The sequence below is a fragment of the Bacillus sp. S4 genome (genome assembly GCF_040838205.1).
In the GTDB taxonomy this organism is placed as follows: Bacteria; Bacillota; Bacilli; order Bacillales; family Bacillaceae_G; genus Bacillus_A; species Bacillus_A cereus_U.
This window is the reverse complement of sequence record NZ_JBFPJI010000072.1, coordinates 1-14,287: the sequence shown is the minus strand read 5'-3', so window position 1 is coordinate 14,287 and position 14,287 is coordinate 1. Positions and strand designations below refer to the sequence as shown.

The following is a 14,287-nucleotide window of genomic DNA, read 5'->3' as shown; positions in this document are numbered from 1 at the left end:
GAATATAGAGGGATATTATATTTTTTGACCTTTAGTGAGAATGATAATCAACGATACTTACATTACATAAAGTAATGACAATGAAATAAAGGTAGAAGAGATTATTTTTTTTCTTATAAATTGAGAATAATTATCATTTTCAAATTATAAAACGAAAGATAAACAAGGAGGAAGTAAGCAAAATGAGAAAGTTTTCAGTATTACCCGCATTTATTATAACGTTAGTATGTATGCTAGCTTTTCTCGTAATACCATCTGGACAAGCCTCAGCAAAATTAGCTGATGGTACTTACGATATTAACTACGTTATCAAAAAGGCGGAAGATGATTCAGCTTCAATGGCAAATGATTATTTTGAAAAACCAGCTAAGTTAATTGTAAAAAATGGTGAGATGAGAGTACAAGTTCCAATGAATCATAGTGCTTGGATTACAGAATTTAAAGCACCAGATAATGGTAATTTCGTTGATTCAAAAGTAATTAGCAAAGACGAAGCAGCAGATAAAAGAACGGTTGAATTTAAAGTTGATGATTTATCTAAACCGTTAGGAGTAAAAATTCATGTTGTTGTACCAAGTGCAAACTACGACCATCATTACACAGTTCGCTTTGCGTTTGATGCGAATGTAAAAGCTGTAGGCGGCGATAACAATGTAGCTGCTGCAACAAAAAATAATGATGAAACTAAAAAAGATACACAAGTAAAAGAAGAGAAAACGAAAGTAGATAACAAAGAAACAAATAAAGATACAAAAAAAGAAACAAATGAAAGTGGAAAAGCTGAAAAAATAGATAATCCAAAAACAGGCGACGAAGCACGTATCGGATTATTTGCAGCGTTAGTTTTAATCTCAGGTGTTTTCTTAGTTCGTAAAGTGAAGTTAAGTAAATAAATTTTAAAAAGGAGAGTCATTCTATTGAACAGGTATTTAAAAATTGTTGTTGCAATGTTTCTAACGATTTTTACATTCGTATCAACGCTACAACCACTTGCAGTTCAAGCAGCTACAACTTTAGCTGACGGTGAATATTCAATTGGTTTCAAAGTTTTGAAAGATACATCAGATGAAGAATCAATGATGAATCAATATTCTATAAGCCCGGGGACTTTGAAAGTGAAGGATGGGAAAAAGAAAGTATCCTTTACGTTAACGCATAGTTCATGGATTACGAAATTTGAAACAGAAAAAGGTAGTCAATTCGTTGATGTAAATGTAGTTAGTGAAGATACAGAGAGCGATACAAGAGTAGTAGAATTTGATGTAGAAGATGTAGAGAAAATATTAAATGCGAAAGTAAAAGTTGATATTGATGCTTTTAATTATCATCATTACTATGACATTCGTATTTCATTCGACCAAAATAGCATTACACCAATTCATGTAGAAAAACCAGATGAAAAAGAGGACCCAGCTAATAAGCCAGATCCAAATGAAAATCCGGATCCAAGTCAGAAGCCCGACCAAAAGCCTGACTCAGATCAACAACCAAATTCTAACACAATTAAAGATGGTGCGTACAGCATTCCCTTTAAAGTGTTAAAAGATAAAACAGATGAAGAATCTAAAATGAATACTTACATGGAAAATCCAGGAGTATTGAAAGTAGAAAATGGTAAGAAAAAAGCGATTGTAACGCTAAAAAGCAGCTCATTAATTAAAAATTTCCAAACGGAAAAAGATGGTGCATTTGTTGATGCAAAAGTAGTGAGTGAAGATAAAGAAAAAGGTACAAGAGTCGTAGAATTTGAAGTGGATGATTTATCTAAAAAAATAAATACAAAAGTATTTATTGAGGTGGCATCACAAGGTTACAAGCAAACTCATGACGTACAACTTGTATTTGATCAAGAGAAACTTGAACAAATTAAAAATGAAGAGAAACAACCGGATGAAGATAAAAAGCCGGATGCTGAAATAATTAAAGATGGTGCGTACAGCATTCCCTTTAAAGTGTTAAAAGATAAAACAGATGAAGAATCTAAAATGAATACTTACATGGAAAATCCAGGAGTATTGAAAGTAGAAAATGGTAAGAAAAAAGCGATTGTAACGCTAAAAAGCAGCTCATTAATTAAAAATTTCCAAACGGAAAAAGATGGTGCATTTGTTGATGCAAAAGTAGTGAGTGAAGATAAAGAAAAAGATACAAGAGTCGTAGAATTTGAAGTAGACGGTTTATCTAAAAAAATAAATACAAAAGTATTTATTGAGATGGCATCAAGAAACTACAAGCAAACGCATGACGTACAACTTTTATTTGATCAAGAGAAACTTGAACCAATTAAAAATGAAGAGAAACAGCCAGATGGAGATAAGCAACCAGACGGAGACAAGCAACCAGACGGAGACAAGCAACCAGATGGAGATAAACAACCAGACGGAGATAAACAACCGGATGCTGACACAATTAAAGATGGTGAATACAGTATCGGTTTTAAAGTGTTAAAAGATAAAACAGAAGAAATTTCAATGATGAACACATATACGAAGAGCCCAGGCGTATTGAAAGTGAAAGATGGCAAGAAGTATGTATCCTTCACATTAACGAATAGCTCATGGATTACAAAGTTTGAGTTTGAGAAAAATGGTGCGTTTGTTGATGCAAATGTATTAAATACAGATACGAAGGCTGATACAAGAGTAGTGGAAGTAGAAGTAGATGATTTATCGAAAAAATTAGATGCAAAAGTGAAAGTAGATATCGATTCAATGAATTATCATCATTTCTACGACATTCAATTTGCATTTGATAAAGATAGCATTCAGCCAGTAGATAACCAAGGTGGAAACGATAACCAGGGTGGAAACAATAACCAAGGTGGAAATGATAACCAGGGTGGAAACAATAACCAAGGTGGAAACAATAACCAAGGTGGAAATGACAACCAAGGCGGAAATAATAACCAAGGTGGAAATGACAACCAAGGCGGAAACAATAACCAAGGTGGAAACAATAACCAAGGCGGAAACAACAACCAAGGCGGAAATAATAACCAAGACAATAACACAACAATTGATCCAAATGCTCTTAAAGATGGTGAATACAGTATCGGTTTTAAAGTGCTAAAAGATAAAACAGACGAAATTTCAATGATGAACACATATACGAAGAGTCCAGGCGTATTAAAAGTGAAAGATGGTAAGAAATATGTATCCTTCACAGTAACGAATAGCTCATGGATTACAAAGTTTGAGTTTGAAAAGAATAGTTCGTTTGTCGATGCGAAAGTATTAGGTACAAATAAAGAGCAAGATACAAGAGTAGTGGAAGTAGAAGTAGACGACTTATCGAAAAAGTTAAATGCAAAAGTGAAAGTGGATATTGATGCGATGAACTACCATCATTTCTATGATATTCAATTTGCATTTGATAAAGGTAGTATTAAAGCTTTAGGTAATCAAGATGGAAACAACATTCCAGGCGGAAACGGTAACCAAGATGGAAACGATAACCAAGATGGAAACGATAATCAAGGCGGAAACGATAACCAAGGTGGAAGTAACAACCAAGATGGAAACAATAATCAAGGCGGAAATAATAACCAAAATGGACACATAACAGTCGATCCGAAAAATTTAAAAGACGGTCAATATGATGTTGCTTTTAAAGTGTTAAAAGATAAAACGGATGAGATTTCAATGATGAATCAATATGTTGTAAATCCAGCTAGATTAACAGTGAAAGATGGTAAGAAATATGTTGCGATGACACTGAAAAATAGTGCGTGGATTACGAAGTTCCAAACAGAAAATGCTGGTGCATTTGTTGATGCAAAAGTAGTGAGTGAAGATAAAAATGCAGATACGAGAGTAATAGAGTTTGAGGTTGATGATTTATTTGCGAAATTAAATGCGAAAGTAAAAGTAGATATTGATTCAATGAACTATCATCATTTCTACGACGTGCAAATTCAATTTGATACAAATAATATTGGTGCAGTAGGAACTATTAAAGAGGATCCGAAAAACGATCCGAAGAATGATCCGAAAAATCCAGTGATTACACCGAAAGTAGACAATGCAAAAACAATCGGTAATCCTGATTTCAACCGAAATGCAGACGGTAAGAAGCAAAATGAAAATGCGAAGAATGATGTGAAAAAAGAGAAAAACTCAAAAACAGCAGATACAGCACAGATTGGAATGTATATGTTGCTATTACTAGGATCACTTGCTTTCTTAGTTCGTAAATATAGAGCAGGTAGACTGTAAAATTTGGAGTCTTGATGCATGGTTTCATGCATCAAGACTCGTTTCATATTGTACCGAAAGGAGTGGTGATTGAGAGTGAAGAAAATCACGAGTTTATTCATGGCTATCATTCTTTTATTTAGTATAGCTGGGTGCTCATCACCAAAAAAAGAAACGGCAAAAAAGGTAAAGAGCAGTAGTGAGGAACGTGTTATTGCAACGACAGTTGCTGTGACTGAAATTATGGATGCATTAGAAGTAGATTTAGCAGGTATTCCTACAAGTTCTAAAACTTTGCCAAAGCGCTATAAAGGTTTACCTGAAGTTGGGAATCCGATGAGTCCTGATATGGAAAAAGTAAAATCAATGAAACCATCAGAAGTATTATCTGTTACGACGCTTGAATATGAGTTGAAGCCAGTTTTTAATGAAGCGGGCATTAAGGCAAACTTTTTAAATTTAACGAGTTTAAAAAACATGCAAAACTCAATTACAGAGTTGGGCAAAAAATATGGGCGTGAGAAACAGGCTGAAGCAGTCGTAACAAAGTTCGATAAAAAAGTTGCAGACATTCAAAAACAAGTGAAAGGGAAGAAAGAACCGACAGTCCTTATTTTACTTGGAGTACCTGGAAGTTATTTAGTTGCGACAGAACACTCCTATATTGGGGATTTAGTAAAACAACTAGGTGGTAAAAATATAGTACAAGGTGAGAAAGTAGAATATTTAGCTTCTAATACAGAGTACTTAAAAAAAGCTGATCCAGATATTATTTTACGTGCAGCGCATGGTATGCCAGATGAAGTTGTGAAAATGTTCGATAAGGAATTTAAAACGAACGACATTTGGAAGCATTTTGCCGCAGTTAAAAATAATAGAGTGTACGATTTAGAAGAGCGCTTATTTGGAACGACGGGGAATTTAGCAGCTATTGAAGCCTTAGATGAATTAAAGAAAATGATGTATCCATGATGCATGTATAGATAAAGGAAGATTGAGATGAATAAAAAAATTTGGAGTTTCTTCATCGTCACAGTATTACTAGTTATTATGACTACTGTATCCGCTGTGAAAGGTAGTTTAGAAATAGGTGTCATTGATCTTTTTCAAGGTATATTTACAGGGACAAATGAAGATGTTGAAGTCATTAAAGATTTACGTTTCCCGCGCATCATTATTGCACTTTTCACTGGAGCGGCGCTTGCTGTTTCTGGTGTGCTTTTCCAAGCAGTTATGAAAAATCCACTTGCGGATGCTGGGGTTATCGGGATATCTTCAGGGGCCAGTTTTATGACGCTTGTTATCATTACGCTATTCCCTCAGTTCTTTTTCTGGACACCACTATTCGCGTTTTTAGGCGGTGCGTTTGCTTGTTATCTCGTTTATGCGTTTTCTTGGAAATCAGGTTTAAGTCCGCTGCGTATCATTTTGATCGGTATAGCGATAAATGCGATGTTTACTGGTTTAAATGAATCTTTCGTTACGATTTGCGGATATTTCATTAAAAGTATTAAGCAGACGACAACATCTAATATAACGATGAAGACATGGGGCGATGTGGAAGTACTTGTTACATATGGATCAATCGGCCTTATACTTGCACTGTTTGTAGGGGCGTGGTGTAATTTATTATCTCTACAAGATAAAACGGCTAAAAACCTTGGACTTCACGTGACGAGGGTACGCCTTATTATTTCTGTCATTGCTGTTCTTTTAGCAGCTGTATCAACTGCAATTGCGGGTGTTATCGCTTTCGTTGGATTACTTATCCCGCATATTTCAAGGCAACTGGTTGGATCAGATCATAAAGTACTTATTCCATTTTCAGCCCTTGCAGGTGCGTTATTAATTTTAACGGCAGACACAATTGGTAGGCTAATCGTACCGCCTAATGAAATTCCAGCGGCGACGATTATGGCAGTCATCGGTGGTCCGTTCTTAATATTCTTGCTTAGAAAGAGTGATCGAGTTCATGGAAATTAAAAATGTAACCTTTTCTTATGATAATGTAACGGATCGTTTAAAGTCTGTTAGTAGTGAGATAGAGGTTGGAAAAATTACAACAATTATTGGTCCAAATGGTTGTGGGAAATCAACATTACTAGGTGTTATGTCGCGAAATCATGATCCCCGTAGCGGAGAAGTAATGCTAGATGGGAAAGCTATTAGCCAGTATAAGCCGAAAGAGTTTGCTAGAAAGCTAGCGGTCGTTCATCAGCAAAATGAGGCGCCAGCAGATGTTACAGTTGAAAAATTGACGAGTTTTGGGCGTATGCCATATAAAAATATTTTTTCTACACAAACGGATGAGGATAGCGAAGCAATAGAAAGAGCATTGACGTGTACGAGACTACAAGATAAGCGTGATAAGCCAATACATGCATTATCTGGTGGGGAAAGGCAACGTGTTTGGATTGCGATGACTTTAGCGCAAAATACGCCCATGCTGTTTTTAGACGAACCAACGACGTATTTAGATATTTACTATCAGCTTGAAATATTAGAGTTAGTGAAAGAGTTAAATGAAGTACATGGTTTAACGATTGTTATGGTATTACATGACATTAATCAAGCAATCCGTTATAGCGATCATATTATCGTTATGAAAGATGGAGAAATTGTGATGAAGGGTAAGCCAGGTGAAGTCGTAACGGAAGATATGATCAAGACGATATATGGTGTAGATGTTGTTGTAAAGCACGATGAAGATACAGGATTGTATATGGTGCCAATGGGTATTTGATAGGCGACTAAATCCCTTTGGTAATCCGTTTTGAGGTGATAATTTGAGCGGCAAGAAAGAAAAGAAAAAGAATTCCTTTTTTCAAAGAATACTTACAGTTGCTTTTTTAGGTATCTTTTTCTACTCCGTGTATGAATTAGGCGGGATGTTCATGGATTACTATGAAAATCGCAAAGTAATGGCTGAAGCACAAGATATTTATCAAAGGAGTCCGATGGAAGAAAAATCATCAGATGGAGCAGTCCGTGCACAGTTCCAAGCCTTACAAAAAATTAATCCAGAAATAGTTGGCTGGATTACGATGGATGATACGCAAATTAATTATCCGATTGTTCAAGCGAAAGACAACGATTACTATTTGTATCGTAATTATAAAGGCGAGGACATGAGAGCAGGAAGTATCTTCATGGATCATCGTAACGATGTAAAATCTCAAAATCGAAATACGATTCTATACGGACATCGTATGAAAGACGGCTCTATGTTTGGGAGTCTTAAAAAAATATTAGAAGAAGATTTCTTTATGTCTCATCGCAAATTGTACTACGATACTTTGTTTGAAGGATACGATGTAGAAGTATTTTCAGTATATACAACGACAACTGATTTCTATTATATTGAAACGGATTTTGGAAGCAACGAGGACTATGCATCTTTTCTAGAAAAAATTAAGGAAAGATCACTCTATAAAACAGATACAAAAGTGACAGCGGATGATCAAATTTTAACACTTTCAACGTGTGATTATGCACTAGATCCAGAGGCTGGTAGACTAGTCGTGCACGCGAAGTTGGTGAAAAGAAATTGAAAAAAGAAAAGGTATAGAAGTAGAGAAGATATATTCCTTCTCATACTTCTATACCGATTATTAAAACCGAAGTTATTGAGCCGCAGCAATTGGCATACGAACAATTTTAACATCATAGAATGAGATTTTATTATCGATAATAAAATCTGGTAATCCACCACGGTGTGAATGCGCATCTTTAAAGGCCGTACTCTTTGTCCAACCTTGGAAATCCTCTTTTGCATTCCAACGAGTGCTAATCGTTACTTCATCATAATCAACTGTATTTTCAGTTAGAAGAACTTCTAGTCCTAAGAAACCAGGCATCGTTTCAACTTTACCTACTTTATTAAAGCGCTCAATTAATTTATGTGCGTCACCCTTCGTAATTTTAGATGTATTTGTAACAATAATCATTTCTTTATTCCTCCTATAAATCTATCATTATTTTCATCGTTTCATATACATTAAATGATAGTGAAAATCATTATCATTGTCAATGGTAATGATAAAATATATAAGTTTTTTTTCGATTAAGCGAGAGGATGAGCTAGTTGTACGAGCAAAGCAATAATATGGTATAGTGAAACGAGGCTTTTTTCAGCCTCATTTTTTACATTGCTTCCTACTAATTAGAAAGCATTCAAATGGAAAGGAAGACATTACATGCGATCCGAAGTAACTATAAAAATAAAACCGAAGTTTATAAAAGAAATTAAAAGTGGATATCCACTTATTTTAAAAGATGCTATTCAAAATTTAAATGATGTACGTGAAGAAGGAACAATCATCAACGTAGTAGATGAGAAGAACCAATTTATCGGAAAAGGCTATTATGGAAAACAAAATAAAGGGTATGGCTGGATTTTAACGAGAAAAGAGAAAGAGCAAATAAATCAGGATTTCTTTGAAAGTAAAATAAAATCTGCTTTACATAAACGAAAAGATTTTTATAAATCAAATGATACAACAGCATTCCGTGTGGTAAACGGTGAGGGTGACGGTCTTGGTGGCTTAATTATCGATTATTATGACGGCTATTACGTAATAAGTTGGTATAGTGAAGGGGTTTATACTTTCCGTGATGAGATTATAGCAGCACTTCAAAAAGTAGCAAATTTCAAAGGGATTTATGAGAAAAAGCGTTTTGATACGAAAGGGAAATATATTGAAGGTGATGATTTCGTCGCAGGAGAGCGCGGTGAGTTCCCACTTATCGTAAAAGAAAACGGTGTGAACTTTGCTGTATATTTAAATGACGGGGCGATGGTTGGTGTATTTTTAGATCAACGTAACGTTCGAAAACAAATTCGTGATAAATATGCAAAAGGAAGAACAGTTTTAAATATGTTCTCTTATACTGGAGCTTTCTCTGTATTTGCAGCACTTGGCGGCGCAAGTAAAACAACAAGTGTTGACCTTGCAAATCGTAGCTTAAGTAAAACGATCGAGCAGTTTAGTGTAAATGAAATTGATTACGAAGCACAAGATATTATTGTAGAAGATGTATTTCTATATTTCAAATATGCTGCTAAGAAAAAGATGAAGTTTGATATGGTTGTACTTGACCCTCCAAGTTTTGCACGCTCAAAAAAATATACGTTCAGTGCGGCGAAAGATTATAAAAACTTATTAAAAGAAACAATTGCGATTACAGAAAATAACGGTATTATCGTTGCTTCTACAAATTGTAGCGCATTCGATATGAAAAAGTTTAATGGCTTTATCGATACGGCATTCAAAGAAATGAACGGTAAATATAAAATATTAGAAGAACATTCTTTACCAGAAGATTTCCGTACAATTGATCAATTTAAAGAAGGAGACTATTTAAAAGTAGTTTTCATCGAGAAAATTAAAGGGTAATAAAGAAAAAGGAGCTCAAGTTTAAATGAGCTCCTTTTCTTATTGAATGATATTTTGGACTCTGCCAACTTGCCCGTCCTGCAATCGTACTTTAATGCCGTGCGGATGAGAGGGTGAGTTAGTTAAAATATCTTTTACAATTCCTCTTGTTAGCTTGCCTGTACGTTGATCTTGTTTTAACACAATATCAACCGCAAGACCTGGCGCGACGTTAGATCGTTTTTGCCCGCTCATTTATACACCTGTACGTCTACGTTGGTTGTTTGTTTTCTTCGTTTGTTGGTTTTGTAATTTTTTCGTTTCTTGACTTTGACTTCCATTATTTGAGCCGTTTCCATTTCCTTGCTTTTTCTTTGCAAGTTGTTCGCGCATTAAATCAGCTAAGCTTACTTTTTTGTTTTCTGACATGATAAGTCTCCTTTATATAAAGTTAATTATGAACAATAGTAGTGAATTTCATCATATCATTGTTAAGGAAGGAAGGGAAGTTGGTTTGAAAATTCATATAATTGTACCAGCTAATTTGCAGTTGCGATACAATTGAATTGTTAATGTTTGTGAAAAGGGGATAGAAATATGTCATATCATATTTTATTAGTTGAAGATGATATCTCAATTCAAGAGATGGTTGAAACATATTTAGTAAAAGAAGGTTTTCAAGTTACAATCGCATCTGATGGAGAAGAAGGAGTTAACGCATTTTTAAAAGGTTCATTTGATTTGATTATTCTCGATATTATGATGCCAAAGTTAGATGGCTTAGAGGTTGTGCGAATCATTCGAGAAAAAAGTGCTGTTCCGATTTTAATGATGTCGGCAAAAGATACAGATGTTGATAAAGCGATTGGCTTAGGGCTTGGAGCGGATGATTACATTTGTAAACCATTTTCTATGATTGAATTGGCAGCACGTGTAAAAGCCGCTATTCGAAGGTCTACAAAGTATTCAGCTGTGGAATCAAAAGATGATGCCATTCAGATTGGTGACTTAATAATTGACCCAATTAATTTTACTGTGGAGAAAAAGGGAAGACAGCTTAAACTTACTTTAAAAGAATTTGAGATTTTAAAGCTATTCGTGAAGAATCAAAATCGTGTTTTTACGAAAGCGCAAATATATACGCTTGTTTGGAATGAAGAATATTATGGTGATGATAATGTTATTAATGTTCATATGAGGAGATTACGCGAGAAGATTGAAACGGACCCATCTAACCCGGAATATATAAAAACACTGTGGGGAATTGGCTATAAATTGGAAGTGATGTAGTATGGTTATATTTTTAACAGTGGTGATTATTATATTGCTTATCGTTATTTACGTGCAATATAAAATTAGGAAAAATAGTAGTAGGAATTTACGCTATACGTATGAGAAGTTAAATCGAATTGTAAAAGAACAAACTGGTGAGAAGCTATTAATTATGACGGATGATACAGAATTGCAAAAGTTATTAGTGGCTATTAATCATTTGTTAGATGCAAAACAGAAAACGAGTGCAGATCATGCGAAAGTGGAAATTTCGATGAGAAAAATGCTTTCAAATATTTCACATGATTTAAAAACACCACTAACAGTTATTCTTGGATATACAGAAATGTTAAATAAGGATAAAACGATAAGTAAAGAAGAACAGCAAATATTACTTGAAAAGGTGCATGTGAAAACACTAGAAGTTATGGAACTGATTCATAAGTTTTTTGATTTAGCAAAATTAGAATCTGGTGACAAGGCAATTGAGATAACAAAAGTAAATATGAATGAAGTTTGCCGTGAGAAGATTTTATCTTTCTATGATTTAGTGACGACGAAAGGTTTTCATATCCATATTGATATACCAGAAAGAAATATATATGTACTTGGAAATACAGAAGTATTAGGCAGAGTGTTAAATAATTTAATATCAAATGCGATTACATATGGAGACGATGGAAAGACACTCGGTATGACTTTAAGAGATGATGAAACGAGTGTGTATATAGACGTATGGGATACAGGAAAAGGAATTGATGAATCTCATATTGATAAAGTGTTTGAGCGTATGTACACACTTGAAGATTCCAGAAATAGATTGTACCAAGGGAGCGGTTTAGGATTAACGATTACGAAAAGGCTTGTGGAAGCGATGGACGGAGAAATACATCTTTCTAGTAAGCCGTATGAAAAAACAATTTTTACAGTTGTATTAACAAAGATGCAGTTTTAGCTTGTAGAGAAGTAGATTCTACAAGCTTTTTTTTCAGCGTAAGGAATTTGTAAGGAACGGGTAAGAAAAAAGAGATTTCCGTTGTCTATTATAGAAATATAGAGCAGTGCGAAAGGGGAAAGTGACATGACATATATATTAAAAACGAACCAGTTAACGAAAGTGTTTAAAGGGAATGAAGTTATTTCTAGCGTTAACATGCATGTGAAAAAAGGAGAGATTTACGGTTTTTTAGGACCGAATGGTGCTGGTAAAACAACGATTATGAAAATGATTACAAATTTAATAAAACCGACGAGCGGTGATATTGAAATTTTCGGTGAGAAGTTAACAGACACATCTTATGAAGTATTAAAAAGAATGGGGACAATTATTGAATATCCAATCTTTTATGATAAATTAACGGCGAAAGAAAACTTAGAATTACATTGTGAATATATGGGGTATTACGATAAAAATGCAATTGATCATGCGTTAAATTTAGTGAAACTACACGGCATAGAAAATAAAAAAGTAAAAGATTTTTCATTAGGGATGAAACAACGACTTGGTATTGCAAGGGCAATCATGACAAAACCAGAGCTTCTCATTTTAGATGAACCGATTAACGGTTTAGATCCAATTGGTATTAAAGAATTGCGAGATTTATTTAAAATGCTCTGCAAAGAATATGGCATTACTTTATTAGTTTCTAGTCATATTTTAGGCGAGATGGAACAAATGGCAGATACAATTGGTGTTATTCAAAATGGGAAACTAATAAAAGAAGTTTCAATGAAGAGTATTAATGGAAAACAAACAGAGTACATTGAAATCACTGTTCCTGACGTGAAACGAGCAGCTTATATTTTAGAAGATAAACTTGGTATAAAAAACTACAAAATAATGAGTGGAAACATGATTCGTGTGTATGATACGGCAGCATCTCAGCAAGCCATTTCAAAAGCACTTATTATGAACGATGTGGAAATTGAAAGTATTAATAAGAAACATAGTTCCTTAGAAGAATATTTCTTAAATGTAATGGATGGAGAGGGTATTCATGCTTAATGTAACTTCAGCGAGGGGGATATGATCATGAATGCCTTAATACTAAATCTTATAGCCGGATTTATCGTAATAATCATAAGTGGAATCTTATATTATAAAAAGCCAGAACGAAAGTGGATCTTAGTTTTACTAGTGATAGGAATAGTAAGCGTAGTTACTGCTGGAATTAGAATGTTAGTAGCGTAGAGATAGTTATATAAGGAATGGAGGCGTAGTCTATATGTTTAAATTAATGAAGCTTGAATGGAAAAAACATCAATTATCTAGTTATTTTAAAGGGGTAGCCATTTGTATTATAGCAATTTTTGTTGCGGTAAGTCTTATGGGGTTGGGAGCGAAAGGTGAAGTAGATGCGGCGCTCACTGATTTCACAAAATATATGACTTTAGCAAACATCTTTATTAGGATGACATTTCTTATTTTTAGTGCGGTCATTTTATCACGTTTAGTAATTGATGAGTATAAGAACAAAACAATGCAACTATTGTTTATGTATCCATTGCAAAGGAAAATGTTAATGAGGGCGAAATTAACAATTGTTTTTAGTTTTTGCTTTGTGAGCATGATTATCGCTACTTTCACTATTAGTTTGCTCATATTTTTTATGAATCCAATGATGGGAGTAATTGAAACGCCTGTTAAGATGGGTGAAATAATAGCTACCATTCCAGCTACTTTTATAAATGCATTTATGATATCCGGTATTAGTTTAATTCCTTTATTTTTTGGGATGAGAAAGAAATCGACACCGACAACGATTACTTCTGCAGTAATAATCGGGATGATAATGAACAGTAACATTGGAAACAATCAAGTAAGTTTTTATAATTTTATAGCTATCCCAATAGTGCTCTGTTTAGTAGGGATTTTTATTAGTTATCTGTCGTATCGAAAAATCGACAAGATTGATGTGGCGTGAAGCAAGCTTAAAACAACAACGAACTGGGGTATGAGCAGTGAAAAAAATAATAGTAATTGCAATTGCTAGTGTGATTTTTGGTTTTAAGACATTCGCTGGAAAAGACTTTAAGAAGGAGGTTGCTTTTGAGATAGATACGATAAAGGAAATTTATATCAATTAAATTTTAAAAGAGAGGAGGACTATCATGCTACGTCTTATGAAGCTAGAACTGAAGAAGTTTAAGCTCGGATGGTATGTGAAGAGAGCAATTATTGCAAATATCGTCATACTGGCACTATTAATCTTTGTTAGTTTCGTTTCTCAAATAGAAGGAGATCCAGAAATAAGAGATCCGCAGGCGATTTTGCTGATGGCTAGTGCGTTAGTAAGAGGAACATTTATTGTTTTTGGTGGTGTACTAATAGCGAAACTAATAATTGATGAATATAAAAATAAAACAATGTTACTCATGTTTTCTTATCCTATTAACCGAAAGAAAATGATGGTTAGTAAGTTAGCTATTACAGCACTATTAACATTC

General features: G+C 34.2%; 16 protein-coding genes. 13 read left to right on the top strand and 3 right to left on the bottom strand.

The annotated features are described in order from the left end of the window. Positions 1 to 182: 182 nt before the first annotated feature. The 6 genes from isdC (at position 183) to srtB (ending at position 7,744) form a co-directional block, all read left to right on the top strand. Positions 183 to 893 carry a heme uptake protein IsdC gene (gene isdC / locus AB3X48_RS10210; protein WP_088099558.1) on the top strand — a complete coding sequence of 237 codons (711 nt, stop codon included), beginning with the start codon at positions 183 to 185 and terminating at the stop codon, positions 891 to 893. 24 nt (positions 894 to 917) lie between these two features. Continuing rightward, entirely contained in the window at positions 918 to 4,214 is a 3,297-nt protein-coding gene (gene isdX2, locus AB3X48_RS10205) for an NEAT domain-containing hemophore IsdX2 (RefSeq protein ID WP_367959417.1), read from the top strand. A gap of 69 nt (positions 4,215 to 4,283) precedes the next feature. Then, positions 4,284 to 5,165, top strand: coding sequence for a heme ABC transporter substrate-binding protein IsdE (gene isdE, locus AB3X48_RS10200; RefSeq protein WP_016106300.1), 882 nt, complete (start codon positions 4,284 to 4,286; stop codon positions 5,163 to 5,165). 27 nt (positions 5,166 to 5,192) lie between these two features. After that, the gene (locus AB3X48_RS10195; RefSeq protein ID WP_016106299.1) at positions 5,193 to 6,176 is read left to right on the top strand and encodes a FecCD family ABC transporter permease; all 984 of its coding nucleotides are present in this window, start codon (positions 5,193 to 5,195) and stop codon (positions 6,174 to 6,176) included. Then, the gene (locus AB3X48_RS10190) at positions 6,166 to 6,936 is read left to right on the top strand and encodes an ABC transporter ATP-binding protein (RefSeq protein WP_256416128.1); all 771 of its coding nucleotides are present in this window, start codon (positions 6,166 to 6,168) and stop codon (positions 6,934 to 6,936) included. The genes AB3X48_RS10195 and AB3X48_RS10190 overlap by 11 nt, the downstream gene beginning before the upstream one ends. A 43-nt stretch (positions 6,937 to 6,979) precedes the next feature. Continuing rightward, positions 6,980 to 7,744 carry a class B sortase gene (gene srtB, locus AB3X48_RS10185; RefSeq protein WP_033714880.1) on the top strand — a complete coding sequence of 255 codons (765 nt, stop codon included), beginning with the start codon at positions 6,980 to 6,982 and terminating at the stop codon, positions 7,742 to 7,744. Between the two features lie 72 nt (positions 7,745 to 7,816). Here srtB and isdG read toward each other — a convergent pair whose 3' ends face one another. After that, complete coding sequence (gene isdG / locus AB3X48_RS10180) at positions 7,817 to 8,140, bottom strand: heme oxygenase (RefSeq protein WP_002112144.1); 324 nt, start codon at positions 8,138 to 8,140, stop codon at positions 7,817 to 7,819. 249 nt (positions 8,141 to 8,389) lie between these two features. On the opposite strand from isdG, the gene AB3X48_RS10175 reads away from it, so the two are divergent. Then, on the top strand, positions 8,390 to 9,589 hold the full coding sequence (locus AB3X48_RS10175; RefSeq protein ID WP_016106296.1) for a class I SAM-dependent rRNA methyltransferase: 1,200 nt from the start codon (positions 8,390 to 8,392) through the stop codon (positions 9,587 to 9,589). 39 nt (positions 9,590 to 9,628) lie between these two features. On the opposite strand, the gene AB3X48_RS10170 is transcribed toward AB3X48_RS10175, so the two are convergent. Together AB3X48_RS10170 and AB3X48_RS10165 are read right to left on the bottom strand one after the other, a co-directional pair. Then, entirely contained in the window at positions 9,629 to 9,823 is a 195-nt protein-coding gene (locus AB3X48_RS10170) for a YwbE family protein (protein ID WP_002160297.1), read from the bottom strand. Then, positions 9,824 to 9,997: a hypothetical protein gene (locus tag AB3X48_RS10165; protein WP_002015431.1), complete on the bottom strand. Its 174-nt coding sequence runs from the start codon at positions 9,995 to 9,997 to the stop codon at positions 9,824 to 9,826. A 168-nt stretch (positions 9,998 to 10,165) separates the two neighbouring features. Here AB3X48_RS10165 and AB3X48_RS10160 point away from each other — a divergent pair, with 168 nt between their 5' ends. From AB3X48_RS10160 to AB3X48_RS10135, 6 genes are all read left to right on the top strand, one after another. Beyond that, positions 10,166 to 10,858, top strand: coding sequence for a response regulator transcription factor (locus tag AB3X48_RS10160; RefSeq protein WP_016106295.1), 693 nt, complete (start codon positions 10,166 to 10,168; stop codon positions 10,856 to 10,858). A 1-nt stretch (position 10,859) separates the two neighbouring features. Continuing rightward, entirely contained in the window at positions 10,860 to 11,795 is a 936-nt protein-coding gene (locus tag AB3X48_RS10155; RefSeq protein ID WP_016106294.1) for a HAMP domain-containing histidine kinase, read from the top strand. Between the two features lie 126 nt (positions 11,796 to 11,921). Continuing rightward, positions 11,922 to 12,845 (top strand): ABC transporter ATP-binding protein, encoded by a 924-nt coding sequence (locus tag AB3X48_RS10150; protein WP_016106293.1) that lies wholly within the window; start codon positions 11,922 to 11,924, stop codon positions 12,843 to 12,845. A gap of 220 nt (positions 12,846 to 13,065) precedes the next feature. Continuing rightward, entirely contained in the window at positions 13,066 to 13,764 is a 699-nt protein-coding gene (locus AB3X48_RS10145; protein ID WP_016106291.1) for an ABC transporter permease, read from the top strand. 37 nt (positions 13,765 to 13,801) lie between these two features. Further along, complete coding sequence (locus tag AB3X48_RS10140) at positions 13,802 to 13,927, top strand: hypothetical protein (protein WP_256416129.1); 126 nt, start codon at positions 13,802 to 13,804, stop codon at positions 13,925 to 13,927. Between the two features lie 24 nt (positions 13,928 to 13,951). After that, a partial coding sequence (locus AB3X48_RS10135; protein WP_367959411.1) for an ABC transporter permease occupies positions 13,952 to 14,287 on the top strand: 336 nt, incomplete at its 3' end.